The 18183-nt window shown below is 70.3% G+C and carries 15 protein-coding genes; 7 read left to right on the top strand and 8 right to left on the bottom strand.

The features are described 5' to 3' along the window. The first annotated feature begins 563 nt into the window (after window positions 1-563). From ACXJKQ_RS20950 to ACXJKQ_RS20940, 3 genes are all read left to right on the top strand, one after another. Window positions 564-1733: an SMP-30/gluconolactonase/LRE family protein gene (locus tag ACXJKQ_RS20950; RefSeq protein ID WP_457107637.1), complete on the top strand. Its 1170-nt coding sequence runs from the start codon at window positions 564-566 to the stop codon at window positions 1731-1733. Between the two features lie 6 nt (window positions 1734-1739). Then, window positions 1740-2183, top strand: coding sequence for an MEKHLA domain-containing protein (locus ACXJKQ_RS20945; RefSeq protein WP_457107636.1), 444 nt, complete (start codon window positions 1740-1742; stop codon window positions 2181-2183). Between the two features lie 366 nt (window positions 2184-2549). Then, a complete protein-coding gene (locus tag ACXJKQ_RS20940; protein ID WP_457107635.1) occupies window positions 2550-3017 on the top strand; it encodes a hypothetical protein in 468 nt (155 codons plus the stop codon). A gap of 126 nt (window positions 3018-3143) precedes the next feature. On the opposite strand, the gene ACXJKQ_RS20935 is transcribed toward ACXJKQ_RS20940, so the two are convergent. The 8 genes from ACXJKQ_RS20935 to ACXJKQ_RS20900 form a co-directional block, all read right to left on the bottom strand. Next, entirely contained in the window at window positions 3144-4124 is a 981-nt protein-coding gene (locus tag ACXJKQ_RS20935; protein WP_457107634.1) for an ABC transporter ATP-binding protein, read from the bottom strand. Next, on the bottom strand, window positions 4121-5101 hold the full coding sequence (locus ACXJKQ_RS20930; RefSeq protein ID WP_457107633.1) for an ABC transporter ATP-binding protein: 981 nt from the start codon (window positions 5099-5101) through the stop codon (window positions 4121-4123). Before ACXJKQ_RS20930 ends, ACXJKQ_RS20935 begins: the two co-directional genes overlap by 4 nt. 142 nt (window positions 5102-5243) lie before the next feature. Further along, window positions 5244-6215 (bottom strand): ABC transporter permease, encoded by a 972-nt coding sequence (locus tag ACXJKQ_RS20925; protein WP_457107632.1) that lies wholly within the window; start codon window positions 6213-6215, stop codon window positions 5244-5246. A 181-nt stretch (window positions 6216-6396) separates the two neighbouring features. Next, complete coding sequence (locus tag ACXJKQ_RS20920) at window positions 6397-7377, bottom strand: ABC transporter permease (protein ID WP_457107631.1); 981 nt, start codon at window positions 7375-7377, stop codon at window positions 6397-6399. A gap of 9 nt (window positions 7378-7386) precedes the next feature. After that, the gene (locus ACXJKQ_RS20915) at window positions 7387-9000 is read right to left on the bottom strand and encodes an ABC transporter substrate-binding protein (RefSeq protein WP_457107630.1); all 1614 of its coding nucleotides are present in this window, start codon (window positions 8998-9000) and stop codon (window positions 7387-7389) included. Window positions 9001-9372: 372 nt separating this feature from the next. Beyond that, complete coding sequence (locus ACXJKQ_RS20910; protein WP_457107629.1) at window positions 9373-12531, bottom strand: multidrug efflux RND transporter permease subunit; 3159 nt, start codon at window positions 12529-12531, stop codon at window positions 9373-9375. Window positions 12532-12549: 18 nt separating this feature from the next. Beyond that, entirely contained in the window at window positions 12550-13854 is a 1305-nt protein-coding gene (locus tag ACXJKQ_RS20905; RefSeq protein ID WP_457107628.1) for an efflux RND transporter periplasmic adaptor subunit, read from the bottom strand. Window positions 13855-13987: 133 nt separating this feature from the next. Beyond that, window positions 13988-14401 (bottom strand): hypothetical protein, encoded by a 414-nt coding sequence (locus tag ACXJKQ_RS20900; RefSeq protein ID WP_457107627.1) that lies wholly within the window; start codon window positions 14399-14401, stop codon window positions 13988-13990. Window positions 14402-14623: 222 nt separating this feature from the next. Between ACXJKQ_RS20900 and ACXJKQ_RS20895 the strand changes: the two genes are divergently transcribed. From ACXJKQ_RS20895 to ACXJKQ_RS20880, 4 genes are all read left to right on the top strand, one after another. Further along, window positions 14624-15184 carry a L,D-transpeptidase gene (locus ACXJKQ_RS20895; RefSeq protein ID WP_457107626.1) on the top strand — a complete coding sequence of 187 codons (561 nt, stop codon included), beginning with the start codon at window positions 14624-14626 and terminating at the stop codon, window positions 15182-15184. 227 nt (window positions 15185-15411) lie between these two features. Next, complete coding sequence (locus tag ACXJKQ_RS20890) at window positions 15412-15960, top strand: formaldehyde-activating enzyme (protein ID WP_457107625.1); 549 nt, start codon at window positions 15412-15414, stop codon at window positions 15958-15960. A 123-nt stretch (window positions 15961-16083) separates the two neighbouring features. Further along, window positions 16084-17436, top strand: coding sequence for an L-serine ammonia-lyase (locus ACXJKQ_RS20885; protein ID WP_457107624.1), 1353 nt, complete (start codon window positions 16084-16086; stop codon window positions 17434-17436). Between the two features lie 90 nt (window positions 17437-17526). Continuing rightward, window positions 17527-18159: an outer membrane protein gene (locus ACXJKQ_RS20880; RefSeq protein WP_457107623.1), complete on the top strand. Its 633-nt coding sequence runs from the start codon at window positions 17527-17529 to the stop codon at window positions 18157-18159. Window positions 18160-18183 lie beyond the last annotated feature (24 nt).

The raw sequence follows: 18183 nt of genomic DNA, 5'->3' as shown, positions 1-18183 counted from the left end.
GAGATCATGAACACCCGACGTCGGCACGCGCATGTGCCGGCATCGGCGCAAGCTAATCGGGCGCCCTGCCAAGATCTCTTCAGCCCAGATGGGATGTCGGCGCGGGCCGGGTCAGCCGGCATCACGCGGGGGCAAATCCTTGCGGGAAGATTGATTACTTATACTATGTGCCTGTTAGCCCGCAGGCCGCATTCCCGTCAAGACGTTCATGTTTCGCTCACCTGCTCGACAACTTATCGATTGATGTTTTATTGATAAATATAGCTTCCGATTACGATAGACGATTCCATCCATTGCATTGGAATTCATTCCATCAAGATCGTTCCGACCCGATCGTTTCAATCCGAGATCCCGCCAGCCCTCATCGGGCGCGAACGGACGCGGCGACCCGCATCGTGCGTCCGCCCGGCGAAACCTGCCCTGAAGGACCTGCGCCCGCGCGCCGCCGGCCCGTTGTTGGGATCGCCTGCGGACGCCCGCGCGTTGGAGCGGCGGCTTGCGGCCATGGAGGCCGAATTGGAGGCCGACGGGTCCAGCCGTCGCCATGACAGGACGGGACGCGCATGCCAATCGACCGCCGCCGCCTGATCGGATCCGGCCTCGTAGCCCTCGCGGCGGGACCGGTCCAAGCCGGGACGCCCTCAGGGCGTGAGCCGCCCGTGAGCCGGCCTGTCGGGCCGCTGGAACTGGCGATCGCCGCGGATGCCCCCTCCACCCCCACCGGGCTGGCGATCGCCCGGGGTGGGCGCATGTTCGTGATGATGCCCCGCTTCACCGGAGCCGAGCCGGTCACCCTCGGCGAGGTGCTGCCCGACGGATCGGTGAAGCCCTACCCGGACGCGGCGACCAACCGGCCGGATCGACAGGCGCCGCAGGCGTCGCTGTTCCACGTCCCCAACGGCGTCTTCGACCGCGACGACACCCTCTGGGTTCTGGATGCCGGCCTGCCCGAGGGCAAGGGCCGCCCGGTGCCGGGGGGCGCCAAGATCCTGGCGATCGACATCGCCCGGAACAGCATCCGCCGGACGATCCCCCTCGACGCAGGCGTGGGGCCGGACTCCTCCCTGAACGACCTGCGGGTCGACGTGCGCGACGGGCGGGCGCTGGCCTACGTCACCGACCAGGGCCAGGCCGGGACGGGCGCGATCCTCGCGGTCGACCTCGACAGCGGGCGGGTGATCCGGCGCCTCGCGGACCATCCCAGCACGCGCTCCGAGGAGGGCCTGGTCAAGTTCGTGGAGCGGCGGCCCGTGATGGAGCGGAAGGGCGACGCGCCCGAGAAGAGCCCGAAAGGCGGCGCCAACGGCATCGCGATCAGCCCGGACGGCCGCCGCCTGTACTACGCGCCGCTGATGAGCCGGCGCCTCTACGCGGTCGAGACCGCGGCCCTGCGCGACCCGGACGTCCCGGAGGCGGCCGTGGCCGCCGCCGTCCGGGATCTCGGCGAGAAGGGCATGACCGGCGGGCTGACCACCGATTCCGAGGACCGGGTCTATCTCAGCCTGCAGGAGCAGAACGCGGTCGGCCGGCGCCTGCCGGACGGCACCGTGGAAGTGCTGGCCGCCGATGACCGGCTGGTCTGGGCCGATACCTTCTGGATCACCCCGGACCGGTGGCTCTATATCTCGGCGGCCCAGGTCAACCGGCGGCCGGAATTCAACCACGGCCGGGACCTGCAGCAGCCGCCCTACGCGATCCTGCGCATGCGCATCGACGCCGATCCCGTCCTGTAGCGTGTCATGACGGACCTCTCGCACGACCCGGACTTCTTCGCCCTGCTCACCGGCAGCTACGCGCGGCGGCTCGGCGAAGCCCTGGTGCCGGCCGGCGCGGATGCGGACTGGCTCTACGCGGAGGCCCCCTTCGCGGTCCTCGCCCATGACGGCGGCGCGGATCCGCGCTTCGTCTATGCCAACCGGGCCGCGCAGGCCTGCTTCGGCTACGCGTGGGAGGACCTCGTCGGCCTGCCCTCGCGGCTCTCGGCCGAGGCGCCGGAACGGGCCGAGCGGCAGCGGCTCCTCGACGCCGTCACCCGGGAGGGCTTCAGCCGCGGCTACCGCGGGCTGCGGATCGCCAAGGATGGGCGCCGCTTCTGGATCGAGCGGGCGGTGGTCTGGCAGCTCGACCGCGACGGCGTCACGGTGGGGCAGGCCGCGACGTTCTCGGAGTGGCGCGACGCCTGAGCGGCGGCGACCCGCGGGCGCGATCGCCCGGGACGGCAAGCCCGCATACTCTCCGGATCGGGGCCGCGCGACGGCGACCGAGAAGGGCGGGGTTCCCGGCCGTGCGGCTTCCGCGGGCGCCGAGGATGCGGGACCGAGCGCAACGGGCAGACCGCGTTCCGATCCGGGCGCTCCCTGCACAGGGGCGACGGCCCGGCGCGCATGCGTGCAACGGGGCTCCAGCCGGCAGCGACCCTGGTCCACGGGGGCGCCCGCGTCCCGCGGCACGGACCCGGTGATGGAACGATATGGGCGGCCGCAGCTTGCCGTTCTGATCCGGCAAGACATTTGCGAGGATCGCCGCACATTCCCTGTCACAGGCTGGCCGTGTCGATGCCTTTCGGACGAACGATTCTCGCGGCCGTCCTATGGGTTGTTCCCACGTATGGCTGGGCTCAGGCCTCACCGTCGCGGATCAACGATTGCACGTTTCTGACGGATCCGACGGATCTGCGGTACTGCCTGTTCTTCGAGCAAGGGGGCCGACCGGCACTGCCGGTCACGATCCTGGCGACCGGTGACGGCCTGTCGTCGATCGGGACAGACGACAGGCTCGGAGGCTATCGACGGCCCGCTCCGATCGCCTTGTCGCCGCTCGGGAGGCCGAAGGTCAGGGTCCGCCTCGGTGGGGCGGACAACGCGACGTTTCCGCAGCAACCCTATTTCCTTGCCTCGGCCGGCCTGGACCCCCGCGGTGTTCACATCACGCAGGTGTCGAGCCTGGGCCTCGGCAGGCGGGATCGCGCCTCCAACCGCCGCAGCGATGTCTTCATCGCGCAGGTCGGCACTCGGTAGGATCGTCGATGTCCCGCGCCACGGCGCGGCTCGGTCGCCCGGGTTCGAACGCCGAGATCGGAGCGCCGGCGGCCTCAGTGCATGGAACGGCCTGCGCCCCGAAGCCCTCCGTGCAGGCCGCCACGGTCAGGCCCGTCCCTCCTGCACCGCGTGGCACGCGACGCCGTCGAGGAGCGCCGGCACCTCTGCGCGGCAGCGGTCGTTCGCCAGCGGGCAGCGCGGGTTGAAGGTGCAGCCGGGGGGTGGGTCGATCGGATTCGGGATCTCGCCGGAGACCGGCACCCGGGCGCGACCGACATGGGCGAGGTCGGGGACCGCGTCGAGCAGCATCCGCGTGTAGGGATGGCGCGGCGTCGCGAACAGGTCCTTGGCGGCGGCGACCTCCACGAGTCGACCCAGATACATCACGCCGACCCGGGTCGCCATGTGGCGGACCACGGCGAGGTTGTGGGAGATGAACAGGTAGGTCAGTCCCAGCCGGTCCTGCAGATCGCGCATCAGGTTCAGGATCTGCGCCTGAACCGAGACGTCCAGCGCCGAGGTCGGCTCGTCGCCCACCAGGAACTCGGCCTGGCTCGCGAGTGCCCGGGCGATTGCCACCCGCTGGCGCTGGCCGCCGGAAAATTCGTGCGGGTATTTTCTGGAATCGTCGGGGTGGAGCCCGACGAGGCCCAGGAGTTCGGCCACGCGGGCGCGGATCGCCCCCTCCCCCTGGATCAGGCTGAAGGCCCGGATCGGCTCCGCGATGATCCGGCCCACCCGCCAGCGCGGGTTCATGGACGCGTAGGGGTCCTGGAAGATCATCTGGATGCGCGCCCGCAGGCGCCGCCGGGCCGCGGCCTGGCGGGGATCGGTCATCGAGACGCCGGTGATCGTCACCTCGCCAGCCGAGGGCGGCAGCAGGCCGACCACCATTCGCGCCACCGTCGACTTGCCGGAGCCGGATTCACCGACGATCGCGAAGGTCTCGCCCTTCTCGATCGTGAACCCGACCCGGTCCACCGCCGTGAGGAATTTCCGGGGCTCGCCCTCGAGCACCCGGTTGAGCCAGGGCTTCGAGACGTCGAACCGGCGGCGCAGATCGGTGACTTCGACGTAGGCGCTCACGCCGCGCGCTCCGCTGCATCGTACAGGTGACAGGCGACCCGGCTCGCATCGACCGGGATCGGCTCGGGCCGCTCGACGCGGCACCGGGCGAACACCTTCGGGCAGCGCGGGTTGAAGGCGCAGCCCTTGGGAATGGCGGTGAGGCGCGGCATCACGCCGGGGATCTGGCTCAGCCGGTCGGACTCCTGCGACAGGGTCGGGATCGCCCCCATCAGGCCGACCGCGTAGGGGTGGTGCGGCTTGGCGATCACCGAGGCGACCGGGCCGATCTCGGCCACCCGCCCGGCATACATCACCGCCACCCGGTCGGCGGCCTCGGCGATCACGCCCATATCGTGGGTCACCAGCATCACCGCGGTGCCGTGCTCGCGGCAGAGACGCTTCAGCAGCGTGATGATCTGGGCCTGGACCGAGACGTCCAGCGCCGTGGTCGGCTCGTCGGCGATGATCAGTTCCGGCTCGGCGGCGAGCGCGAGCGCGATCACCACCCGCTGGCGCATGCCGCCCGAGAATTCGTGCGGGTAGCCGTCGATGCGCCGCTCGGGGGCCGGGATGCCGACCTCGGCGAGGAGGTCGATGGCGCGGGTGCGGGCGGCCCTGCCCGACAGGTCGGTGTGGGTCCGCAGGGTCTCGACGATCTGGTCGCCGACCCGGAACAGCGGGTCGAGGGAGGTCAGCGGATCCTGGAAGATCATGCCGATGCGCTTGCCCCGCACCCGCCGCATCGCCTCCGGGGAGAGGTTGTCGATGCGCTCGCCGCGCAGACGGATCTCGCCGCCCGCGATCCGGCCGGGCCGGTCGATCAGCCCGATCACCGCCGAGCCGGTCACCGACTTGCCGGCCCCGGACTCGCCGACGACGCCCAGGATCTCGCCGCGGCCAATGTCGAACGAGACCCGGTCGATGGCGGTGAGCGGCCCGCGGCGGGTGTCGAAGGCGACCGTGAGGTCGCGCACGGAGAGGATGGTCTCGGTCATGGCGTGGCGGCTCCGGTGGCAACCCGGCTTCGGATGGGCGCCCCCGTCCTTGCGAGCGGAGCGAAGCAATCCAGCGGCGCCACGCTCACCAAGGTCGCGCTGCCCTGGGTCGCTTCGCTGCGCTCGCGATGACGATGTCCCATCATTGCAGCTTCGGATTGAGCGCGTCGCGCAGCCAATCCCCCAGGAGGTTGATGGCGATGACGAGGCCGGCCAGCGCCAGCCCCGGGAAGGCGACGATCCACCACTCGCCGGAGAACAGGAAGCGGTTGCCGGTGCGGATCAGCGTGCCCAGCGACGGCATGGTCTCGGGCAGGCCGGTGCCGAGGAACGAGAGGGTCGCCTCGGTGATGATGGCCAACGCGAGGTTGATCGTCGCGATGACGAAGACCGGGCCGGTGACGTTCGGCAGGACGTGGCGGACCAGGATCACCGGGGAGGACAGGCCGATCAGCCGTGCCGCCTGGACGTAGTCCTTGCCCTTCTCGACCATCACGGAGGAGCGCACGGTCCGGGCGTACTGCACCCAGAAGGACAGGCCGATCGAGACCACGATCAGCCCGATCAGCGGCCCGACGTCGAGGGCGCTGCCGAAGGTCGCCTTGGCAACGCCGTCCACCACCAGGGCGATCAGGATCGCCGGGAAGGTGAGCTGCACGTCGGCGACCCGCATGATCAGCGTGTCGAGGACCCCGCCCGCGTAGCCGGCGATCAGGCCGAGCGCGATGCCGAGGATACCGGAGGTCAGCACCCCGAGCACGCCGACGATCAGCGACAGCCGCAGGCCGTAGAGCACCGCCGAGAGCACGTCCCGGCCCTGGTCGTCGGTGCCGAGATAGTAGGGCGCTTGGCCCTCGGCCTGCCAGATCGGCGGCAGGTTGGAGTTGATCAGGTCGAGCTGGGCCGGGTCGTAGGGGTTCTGCGGGGCGACCAGGGGCGCCGCGAAGGCGAGCCCGACCATCAGCAAAGTGGCGATCAAAGCCGCCATCGCGGTCTTCGAGCGCAGGAAATTCGCCAGCAGATCGGAATCCCGCCAGCGCGCGAGGCGGGAGGGCTTCGCCTCCGGCAGCGGGACCGGCGGGGCGTCGCCCGCGTCGAGGTCGTATCCGCTCATCGGCCGACCCTCACGCCGTGTCCGGTTGACGTTTTCGGGGCTGAAGCCACCGTCTTTGCGAGCAGAGCGAAGCAATCCAGCAGCGCCACGCCGACAGAACGCGCGCTGCCCTGGGTCGCTTCGCTGCGCTCGCGATGACGGTGTAGGGGCAGGCAACCGGAGCCTTCGGTCATGGCCGCCCTCACGTCGCCCGCCCGGTCGAGAGCCGCAGGCGCGGGTCCACCACCGTGTAGAGGATGTCGACCACGAGGTTGATGGTCACGAAGATCAGCGCCACGAGCAGCAGGTAGGCGGACATGATCGGGATATCGACGTTCTGCACGGCCTGGACGAAGAGCAGGCCCATGCCGGGCCACTGGAACACCGTCTCGGTGATGATCGAGAAGGCGATGACCGAGCCCAGCTGGAGCCCCGCGATGGTGATGACCGGCACGAGGGTGTTCTTGAGCGCGTGGCGCAGGTGGACGGCGCGGGTGGTGAGCCCCCGCGCCCGGGCGAAGCGGATGTAGTCGGTGCGCAGCACCTCCAGCATCTCGGCGCGCACCAGCCGCATGATCAGCGTCATCTGGAACAGGCCGAGGGTGATGGAGGGCAGGATCAGCGCCTTGAGCCCCGACGCGGTGAGGAAGCCCGTCGTCCACCAGCCCAGCCGCACCGTGTCGCCGCGCCCGTAGGAGGGCAGCCAGCCGAGCGTTACCGAGAACAGGTAGATCAGCAGGATGCCGATCAGGAAGGTCGGCAGGCTGATCCCGATGAGCGAGACCGCCTGGAACAGCCCGGCGAGCCAGGAATCCCGGAAGAGCGCGCAGTAGACACCCATCAGGATCCCCACCACCAGGGCGAAGATCGTGGCGCAGAAGGCAAGTTCCAACGTCGCCGGCATGCGCTCGGCGAGGAGTTGCGAGACCGGCTGCCGGAACTGATACGAGATGCCGAATTGCCCCCGCACCACGTTGCCGGCGTAGCGGGCGAACTGGACCAGCACCGGGTCGTCGAGGCCGAGAGTCTTCCGGATCTCGGCCCGCTCGGACACCGTGGTGTCGGGTCCGACGATCTGGTTCACGGGGTCGCCCGCGAACCGGAACATCGCGAAGGCGATGAGCCCGACGACCGCGAGGACCGCGGCCGCCTGGATCACCCGCCGCAGCAGGAAGGCGAGCACGCCGCGCGCCTACTGCGGATCCTTCGACACCCAGTAGAGCAGCAGCAGGTTGTCGGCGCGCTGGGTCAGGTGGACCTTCTTGGACACGCCCCAGGCCAGCGCCTGCTGGTGCAGCGGGATGTAGCCCCAGTCGGTGTTGAGGACGTCGAATCCCTCCTTGATCAGGGCGTCGCGCTTGGTCTTGTCGGTCTCCGATTCCACCTTGTCGGCGATTTCGTCGATCTTCGGGTCGCAGTAGCCCGCGAGGTTCCAGCCGCCGCGACCGGACTTGTCGCCCGGCTTCCGGCAGCCGACGATCTCGTAGAGGATGTTGTGGCTGTCCAGCGAGGACGGGGTCCAGCCCAGCAGGTAGAACGAGGTGTCGTAGGCCGGCGCCAGCACCTTGGCGAAGTACTTGGCCTTCGGCTGCGCGTTGAGGTTCACCTTGACGTTGATGCGGGCCAGCATCGAGACCACCGCCTGACAGATCGCCTCGTCGTTGACGTAGCGGTCGTTGGGGCAATCCATGGTGAGCGAGAACCCGTCCGGATAGCCCGCCTGAGCCATCAGCTCCTTGGCCTTCTTGAGGTCGGTGGCCGGACGCTTGAACTCGCCCCCCCGGTCGTAGAGGGCCGGGGCGATCATCAGGGCGGAGGGCACCGCCTGCCCGCGCATGACCCGCTTGGCGATCGTGTCCTCGTCGATGGCGAGGTAGAAGGCCTCGCGGACCTTGATGTCCTTGAACGGGTTCTTGCCCTTGACGCTCGAATCCTTGAGCTCGTCCCGGTCCTGGTCCATGCCGAGGAAGATCGTGCGCAGCTCGGGGCCGGCCATCACGGTGGCGGTGCCGCTGGCGTTGACCCGCTGCTGGTCCTGCAGCGGCACGGGGTCGATCCAGTCGACCTCGCTGGAGAGGAGCGCGGCGACGCGGGTCGCCGGATTGGCGATGGTGGTCAGCACTGCCTCGTCGAGGTTCGACTCGACCTTGCCCCAGTAGCCGTCGAATTTCTTGAACACCGTCTTCACGCCGGGCTGGTGCTCGGCGATCACGAACGGGCCGGTGCCGTTCTCGTGCAGGGTGGCGTAGCTCGGGCTGGTGGCGCTGGGAGGCGTCGGCTGGACGACGCCGTTCTTCTCGGACCACGCCTTCGACATGATCACCCAGGTCGGGAACTGGGCGATGGCGATCGGGTTCGGCTTCTTCAGCACCATGTCGACGGTGTAGTCGTCGACCTTCACGAACTCGGCGTCGGCCGGGACGTTGGTGGTGAAGTTCGAGCCGGAGGCCCGGACGCGCTGGGCGGAGAAGATCACGTCGTCGGCCGTGAACGGCGAGCCGTCGTGGAACTTGACGTTCTTGCGCAGGTGGAAGCGCCAGCGGGTCGGCTCGGGCGTCTCCCAGGACTCGGCGAGGCCGGGGGCGAATTTCAGGTTCTTGTCGAGGGTGACGAGGGGCTCGTAGGCCGCTTGCTGCATTCCCTCGGTGAAGCTCTCCTTGAGGGAGTACGGATCGAGGGACTTCAGATCGCCCTGGAAGGCAAAGCGAAAGACGTTGGCGGCCTGTGCGGGCAACGCGAAGGCGAACGTCGCGACCGCGACCGCGGACACGCCGCGGGCGAGGGTCTTCAGGGCTGAACGGGACAAGCGGATCTCCGGAACCGTGAATGCGCCACCGGCCGGCAGCCCCGGCGGTGTCCACCGCGGCGCCAGCAAGCATCGGACCATCTGTATACAAGACCGAGGTCGAGGCTGTCGCGGGGGAGTGACACGACCCGGCCGCCTGAACGCGTTTTTCCCCGCCTCATCCCCGTTTTCGATTGAAGACTTCGGGGGCTCGGGCTCAGGGGGCCTGAAAGCGATGCCGTGTTCCCGAAGTGGGGCGCCGCGGGTCCCCTCTCCCGTGCGGGAGAGAGACCGGGTGAGGGGCGCGATCTCTCCGGAGCGTTCTCGACCCTCTCCCGAACGGGAGAGGGGGCGCGTCGCGCCTGGCAGGAACCGAGGCGCGACGCGTCTGGCCTATTCGGCCGCCACCCGCGCCGGCTCCTGCCGCGCCGCGCCCTCGGCCCGCTCGCCCTCCGCCACCGCCTTGCGCCGGAACAGGCGCATGACGACGACGAAGAACACCGGCACGAAGAACACCGCCAGCACGGTCGCGGTGATCATGCCGCCCATCACGCCGGTGCCGATCGCCTGCTGGCTCTTCGAGGCGGCGCCGGTGGCGATGGCCAGCGGCACCACGCCGAAGATGAAGGCCAGCGAGGTCATCACGATCGGCCGGAACCGGAGGGTCGCCGCCTCCACCGCGGACTGCACCACCGAGGTCCCGGGCTTCCAGAGGTCCTTGGCGAATTCGACGATCAGGATCGCGTTCTTGGCCGAGAGCCCGATGATCGTGATCAGCCCGATCTTGAAGTAGACGTCGTTGGGCATGCCGCGCAGATGCACGGCCGCCACGGCGCCGATGACGCCGAGCGGGATCACCAGCATCACCGAGACCGGGATCGCCCAGCTCTCGTAGAGCGCGGCGAGGCACAGGAACACGATCAGCACCGAGAGGGCCAGCAGCAGGCTCGCCTGGCTGCCCGCCTGCTTCTCCTGATAGGACTGGCCCGTCCAGGCGTAGCCGAACCCCTTGGGCAGTTGGAGCATCAGCCGCTCCATCTCACTGATCGCGTCGCCCGACGTGTAGCCGGGGTTCGGCTCGCCGGTGAAGCGCACCGACTGGTAGCCGTTGAAGCCGACGATCTGGCTCGGCCCCATGCTCCATTTCAGCTCCGCGAAGGACGACATCGGGACCATCGTGCCCGTGGCGTTCTTCACCGCGTAGTTGAGGATGTCCGACGCGTTCATGCGCTGGAGCTGCTCGGCCTGCACGTAGACGCGCTGCATCTTGCCGCGGTTGGGGAAGTCGTTCGGGTAGACCGAGCCGAGGTTGAGCTGGATCGTGTTGTTGATGTCCTCGAACTTCACGCCGAGCGCCGCCGCCTTCTCGCGGTCGATGATCAGCTCCGCCTGCGGGGTCGGCGGCAGGCCCTCGATCTTCACCTTCTGGAGGACCGGGCTCTGCGAGGCCAGCTTCAGGAGCTGCTCCTGGGCGGAGAGCAGCGCCGCGTAGCCGCGGTTGGCCCGGTCCTGCAGGCGGAACGAGAAGCCCGCCGCGTTGCCGAGGTTGTCCACGGGCGGGGGTTCCTGCGCGTCCACCGTGGCGTCGCGGTAGCTGGCGAGCGCCGCGTTGGTGCCCGCGACGAGGGCGGCGGCCGAGTTCTTGGCGTCGCGCTCGGACCAGGGCTTGAGGGTCACGAAGGCCTGGCTCGTGCTCGGGGCCTGCCCGGAGAACGAGAAGCCGTTGAGCATCGTCACGGTGGCGACGCCCGGTTGCGCCAGCAGGTGCTCCTCGACCTTGCGCACCGCCTCCTGGGTGCGGTTGTAGGAGGCGCCCGGCGGCGTCTGGATGTCGACCGTGAAGAAGCCCTGGTCCTCCACCGGCAGGAAGCCCTCCGGCAGGTTGACGAACGCGTAGGCGGTGCCCGCCACGAGGGCGAGATAGACCAGCATCACCCGGCCGGATTTCCGGATGAACCACTGGGTGCCGCGTCCGTAGCGGGCGGTCTCCCGGTCGACGAACCGGTTGAACAACCCGAACACGCCGCCCTTGGCGTGGCCGTGTCCCTTGGCCACCGGCTTCAGGAAGGTCGCGCAGAGGGCCGGCGTCAGCGACAGGGCGAGCAGCGCCGAGAACGCGATGGAGGTCACCATCGCGATCGAGAACTGCCGGTAGATGATGCCCACCGAGCCGGGGAAGAACGCCATCGGGATGAACACCGCCATCAGCACCAGGGTGATGCCGATGATCGCCCCGGTGATCTGCCCCATGGCCTTCTTGGTGGCCTCCTTGGGGGGCAGCCCCTCCTCGTTCATGATCCGCTCGACGTTCTCCACCACCACGATGGCGTCGTCGACCAGGATGCCGATGGCCAGCACCATGCCGAACATGGTGAGCACGTTCACCGAGAAGCCCGAGATCCACATCACCGTGACCGTGCCCATGAGGGCGATCGGCACGACGATCGTGGGAATCAGGGTGTAGCGGATGTTCTGCAGGAACAGGAACATCACCAGGAAGACCAGCACCACCGCCTCGACGAGGGTGTGCAGCACCTTCTCGATGGAGGCCTCCACCGCCGGGGTGATGTCGTAGGGGATGTCCCACTTCAGGTCCGGCGGGAAGAACTGGGACAGCTCGACCATCTTGGCGCGGATCGCGCGGGCCGTCTCCAGCGCGTTGCCGTCGGGGGCGAGCGTTACCGAGATGCCGGCGGCCGGGCCGCCGTTCAGCCGGGTGGAGAACTGGTAGGCGTCGCCGCCGAGCTCGATCCGCGCCACGTCGCGCAGGCGCACGTTCGAGCCGTCGGAATTGGCCCGCAGCACGATGGCGCCGAATTCCTCGATGGTGCCGAGCTGGCCCTTCACGATGATCGGCACGGTGAGCGCCTGCCGGGTCGGGCTCGGCTGCGCGCCGACCGAGCCGGAGGCGACCTGGACGTTCTGGTTGCGGATCGCGTCGGTCACGTCCGAGGCGCTGAGCGAGAGGCCGCGCAGCTTGTCGGGATCGACCCAGACGCGCAGCGACCGCTCCGTCGAGTAGAGCGTCGCGCGCCCGACGCCCGGGATGCGCCGGATCTCGTTGATGACGTTGCGGATCAGGAAGTCGCCGAGGCCGACCTCGTCCATCGACCCGTCCTTGGAGACGAGGGTGATGATGTTGAGGGTCGCGGCCGAGGCCTCCTCCACCAGGATGCCCTGCTGGCGCACCTCCGCGGGCAGGCGCGCCTCGACGCGCTTCAGCCGGTTCTGCACCTCCACGGAGGCCAGCGCCGGGTCGGTGCCGGGCTGGAAGGTGGCGGTGATGTTCACGGAGCCGAACGAGTCGGTGGTCGACTCGAAGTTCATGATGTTGGCCGCGCCGTTCAGCTCGTCCTCGATGAGCCGGGTCGTGCCGATGTAGAGGCTCTCCACCGAGGCCCCCGGATAGGCCGTGGACAACGCGATGGAGGGCGGCGCGATCACCGGGTACTGCGCCACCGGCAGGTTCGGGATCGCGAGCGCACCGCCGAGACAGATGAACAGCGCCACCACCCAGGCGAAGACCGGGCGGTCGATGAAGAAGCGGGCCATGATCGGGCTCTCCCGGGCTCAGTGGCGCTGCTGGACGGCGGCGGCCCGCTGCGCGGCCTCCGCCTTGTCGGCGGGCGTGTCGAGCGCCTCGTCGGCATCGTGCTTCGGACCGGCCTCACCGTGGACCGGGGTCTGGTCGAGGGGCTTCACCTTCGCGCCGACGGTGATCTTCTGGAAGCCGTCGACCACGACCCGCTCGCCGGCCTTCAGCCCGGAGCGGATCAGCCAGTTCTGACCGACCACGGGTCCGACCTCGACGGGCTGGCGCATCACGGTCTCGTCGGCGCGCACCACCCAGACCTCGGCGCGGCCGTCATCGGTGCGCTGGATCGCCTGTTGCGGCACCGCGATGGCATCCGAGTCGATGCCCTGCTTGATCCGCGCCCGCACGTACATGCCGGGGAACAGCTCGTCGTGCGGGTTGGGGAACTGCACCCGCAGGGTCACCTGCCCGGTGCTCGGATCGGCGGTGACGTCCGAGAACAGCAGCCGGCCCGCCAGCGGGTAGAGCGACCCGTCGTCCATGATCAGGTGGACGTTGGCGGTGTTCTCCTCCAGCCGCGCCAGCTCGCCGCTGGCGAGGTCCCGGCGCAGGCGGTTCAGCTCACCGACCGACTGGGTGATGTCGACGTAGATCGGGTCGAGCTGCTGGATCGTGGCGAGCGCCCCCGTGGAGCCGGGCTCGATCAGGGTTCCCTCCGTGAGCAGCGCCCGGCCGATCCGGCCGGTGATCGGAGCCCGCACGTCGGTCCAGCCGAGGTTGAGCTGCGCCCGGTCGCGGGCCGCCTTGGCGCCGGCGACCTCGGCCTCCGCCTGCTTCTTGGCCGCGAAGGCCGCGTCGTACTGGGCCTGGCTGGCGGTGGCGCGGGACAGGAGCTGTTCGAGGCGGTCAGCCTGCTGGCGGGCCAGCACCTGGGCGGCCTCCTGGCGGGCGAGCGCGGCCTCGGCGCTGGCGAGTTCGACCTCGAAGGGCGCCGGGTCGATCTTGTAGAGGATGTCGCCCTCCTTGACCTGGCTGCCCTGCTCGAACAGGCGCTTCACCACGAGCCCGGAGACCCGGGAGCGGACCTCGGCGATGCGCATCGGGGCGACGCGGCCCGGTAGGTCGCGGAGATAGGGGATCGCCTGGGGCTCCACCTTGACGAAGCCGACCTCGGGCACGGGCGGCGTCGGCGTGGCGACCGGCTTCGGGTTGCAGGCCGCGACACCGAGCAGGAGCAGGGCTGCGGGCAGGAGGGCGGCCGCGCGGGCCGAGGCGCGGAACGAAGACGGGGTTCTGGCGGATACAGTGCGGGTCACGGGTAACGACGCTCCTGAAAGCATGCGTCTGCTGAGGCCGGCGCGGCGCAAGGGGCCGCGCGTCATCGAAGCGGATCCCGCGACCGGCCACGCGGCCGGTCGGTCGGAGATCGGGACAGGCGCGCACTCTAGCCGGCCGTCGAAGCCGGCGCGCGCGTCAGGTCAGCCTTGGAGGCCGGTGCGGCGCGCCATCCGGCGCGGACGGCGGCACGATGTCGGCCGCATACCCGAACGATGCGGTGGCCGTGTGACGGGGCCGCGGCGCCTCGACCGGCGGGCGCGGCAGCCCCAACTCGGTCAGGATCTCGCTGTCCGCGGCACAGAGATCGGTACGGCCGAAGGCCGAGCGCTCGGCCTCGGGCTGCGTATCCGGCGCCCCCGACAGAACTGCCATGCGTGGGCTCGCGACGGCGCAGGCCGGCCCCGCCGCCCGCTCGGCCTGCGCCGGCGCAGACGCGGCGAACAGCGCCGTCGCCGCGAGGACGAGCAGCGCCAGCACGGCGAGCCCCCGGGCAAAGCGGGCCGGCAGGCCCGCGACGCGGCGGGCCAGAAGGGCGACGGATCGGATCACGGACCCGAGATAAGCATGGCCGTCGCCCGGCGCAATCACCCCTTGTGCCGCGCCACCCGGTGCCGCGCCACCCGCGGGGTGTTGCGCGCAGCACACAGTCACGCCCGGACGTTCACGCGCCCGCGGGTCGGCCTCAACCTTGCCGCGAAATCCGGGCCGGCTCGCGGGAGGAGCGCGCGGCCGCCGCATCGGCCACGCCACGGCGAACGAAGGATGGAGACCATGTCGAGACGGATCGCGATGCTCGGGCTCGCGGGGCTGCTGCTCGGAAGCGCCCCCGCGATGGCCAACCCGCTGGACCGGGGCCCGATCGCCGACTTCCTCAACGTCTTCCGCAGTCAGGCGATTCCCCGCGAGACCGTCGCCTGGACCGGCAAGGAGAAGCCGGGCACGATCGTGGTCTCCACGCGGCAGCGCCGGCTGTACTACGTCCTCGGCGGCGGCGCGGCGATCCGCTACGGCGTCGGCGTGGGCCGTCAGGGCTTCTCGTGGTCCGGCACCAAGACCGTCACCATGAAGAAGGAGTGGCCGGATTGGCGTCCGCCGCAGCAGATGCTGGCCCGCCGCCCGGACCTGCCGCGCTACATGGCCGGCGGCCAGGACAATCCGCTGGGCGCCCGCGCCCTCTATCTCGGCTCCTCGCTCTACCGGATCCACGGCTCCAACGAGCCGGAGACGATGGGCGCGGCGGTCTCGTCGGGCTGCATCCGCATGACCAACAAGGACGTGGCCGACCTCTACGACCGGGCTCGGGTCGGCACCAAGGTCGTCGTGCGCGACTGATCGCGGCGACGGGCGACGCGGCTCCGGGGCGGGCATCGGCCCCGCGGGGCATCGACACCCCCGCGGAGCCGGGCTCCCCGGGGGCCATCCCGGAAGGATCGGCGTTCGGCCGGCCCGCCCACCCGGGCGGGGCCGATGACGGCCGCGCGTCGACAGGCGCGGCGACCCGATGATAGGACGCGCCTCGTCGGCCAAGGCCGGAGCGCCCGATCCCCACGAGGTACAGCATGAACGAACGCATCATCCTGCGCGCCGGCGAGGCACTCGTGGCGGGCGGCCCGCCTAACACCGCCTCCGAGCCCGAGGTCATCATCGGCGAACTCGACGGACCCGTCGGCACCGCCCTCGCGACGCTGACCGGCGACCAGGTCGTCGGCCACAGCCGCGTCTTCGCGCTGCTCAACACCGACATCATGGTCCGCCCGGTGACGCTGTGCGTCTCCAAGGTCAGCGTGACCGAGAGCAAGTACACCTCGATCCTGATGGGCACCGTGCAGTTCGCCATCGCCAACGGCGTCCTCGACGCCGTGCGGGCGGGCTACATCCCGAAGGAGAAGGCCAACGACCTCGGCATCATCTGCTCGGTCTGGCTGAGCCCCGGGGTGATCGAGGCGCAGAACGTCGACCACAAGGCGCTGTTCGACATCCAGCGCAAGGGCATGACCGAGGCGATCCGCAAGGCCATGACCAACGAGCCGTCGATCGACTGGCTGCTGGAGAACCAGGACAAGATCGTTCACAAGTATTACCAGATGGGCCTCGACGGAAAGATCTGAGGCGCCCGACCGCGCTCAGCCGGCGGCCACGGCGCCTGTCCGGCGGACGTGTCTGCGTGACCCGTCTGGCCGGCTTCCTGCAGGGTCGCGTCCCAGGCCGTGCCGGTGGAGAGACGCCACGCGATGATCAGTGCGTTCGATCTGTTCAAGATCGGGATCGGCCCGTCGAGTTCGCACACGATCGGCCCGATGGTCGCCGCGCGCCGCTTCCGCGACCGCGTCGCCGGCCGTCCCGGCATCGCGCGGGTGAGCGCGGAACTCTTCGGCTCCCTCGCCTGGACCGGGCGTGGCCACGGCACCGACGTGGCGATCTTCCTGGGGCTGCTCGGTCACGCGCCCGCCACCGTCGATCCCGACGCCGTGGCCGGCTACACCCAGGCCCTGGCCGAGACCGGCGCCCTCGGCCTGCCCGGCCTCGCCTTCGACTGCACCCGGGATCTCCTGTTCAACTTCGCCGAGGTGCTGCCGCGCCACACCAACGGCATGCGCTTCCGTGCCTACGACGCGGCGGGCGCCCGTCTGGACGAGATGGTCTGCTACTCGGTCGGGGGCGGCTTCGTGGAAGAGGAGGGCGCGGCGACGCCGGCCGACCTGGGTGCCGCGGCACTCCCCTATCCCTTCGAGAGCGGGGCCGATCTGCTGCGGATCTGCGCCGAGACCGGCCTGACGATCCCGCAGGTGCAGATGGCCAACGAGCGGACCCTGCGCCCCGAGGTCGCGATCGCGGCCGGCCTCGATGCCATCCGCGACGCCATGCTCGCCTGCATCGCCCGGGGCCTTCGGATGGACGGCGAACTGCCGGGCGGCCTCAAGGTCCGGCGCCGTGCCAAGCGGCTGCACGCGACGCTCGAGGCGAACCGGCTCTCCAACAGCCGTCCGGCCCACGAGATCATGGACTGGATCAGCCTGTTCGCCCTGGCGGTGAACGAGGAGAACGCCGCGGGCGGGCGTGTCGTCACGGCACCGACCAACGGCGCGGCCGGCATCGTGCCGGCGGTGCTGCGCTACGGCATCGATTTCTGCCCCGGCTGGAGCGAGGCGCGCGGGCGCGACTACCTCCTCGCCGCCGCCGCGATCGGCGGCCTGATCAAGCGCCGGGCCTCGATCTCAGGGGCCGAGGTCGGATGCCAGGGGGAGGTCGGCTCCGCGGCGGCCATGGCGGCGGCGGGGCTCGCCGCTGTTCTGGGTGGCGACGCCCGGCAGGTCGCCAACGCCGCCGAGATCGCCATGGAGCACCATCTCGGCATGACCTGCGACCCGATCGGCGGCCTCGTCCAGATCCCCTGCATCGAGCGCAACGCCTTCGGCGCCAACAAGGCGGTGGCCGCCGCCTCCCTGGCGCTGCACGGCGACGGGGTGCACTTCGTCAGCCTCGATCAGGTCATCGAGACCATGCGCCAGACCGGCCACGACATGCAGGACAAGTACAAGGAAACCTCCCTCGGCGGCCTCGCGGTCAACGTCGCCGCCTGCTGAGCGCGACGGCCCCGGCGCGTCCCGCGCACGATCCCGCGGGCGGGTCGGTTCCGCCTGTCGCGACCCAGGCGCTTAGGCTAGCATGGCGGCATGATCAGACGCGCTGATTCCCGCCCGTTCCGCCGCCTCGCGGCCGGTCTCGTGCTCGGCGCCGGCTGCCTCCCGCCGGGTCCCGCCGCCGCCCAGGCGCTGTTCTGGCCGTCCGTGGGCTTCGCGCCGCTGCCATCCTTCGCGTGGCCGCAGATGCCCGAGGATGCGTACGGCCGCTGGACCGGGTCCTACGCGCGTCTCTCGACCGGCTACGCGGTCAGTTCATCCCGGCATGGCGGCGGCTTTTCGGGTCCCACCCTCGGCCTCGAGGCCGGCCGGATGTGGCAGGAGGGTCCGATCCTCTACGGCATCAGCGGCGGCTTCGACTATCTGGCCGGCCTCGACGGGACCCTGACCCCGGGCTTCGGGCGCCTCGCCTACACCCGCGATTTCGCCGGCGCCCTGGAGGTGAAGGTGGGGACCCTCGTCGCGCCGGACGTCCTGCTCTACGCCAAGGGGGGTGTCGTGGCCGCGCACGAGACGCTGCGCATCGGGCCGACGCCGTCGACCCTGCCGATCACCCGCCAGGACATCGCGGTGCGGCCGGTGGCGGGCGTCGGCGTCGAGTGGGCGGTCACCGACCGCCTCTCCCTGGCGGTCGAGGCGGGGGTGGTGGGACGCGGTATCCGCTGAGGCGCGGGCGGCCCGTGTCCGCCC

Source organism: Methylobacterium sp. P5_C11, from assembly GCF_054049775.1.
Note: the sequence above shows the minus strand (reverse complement) of the source record. Positions and strands in the feature narration are given on the sequence as shown.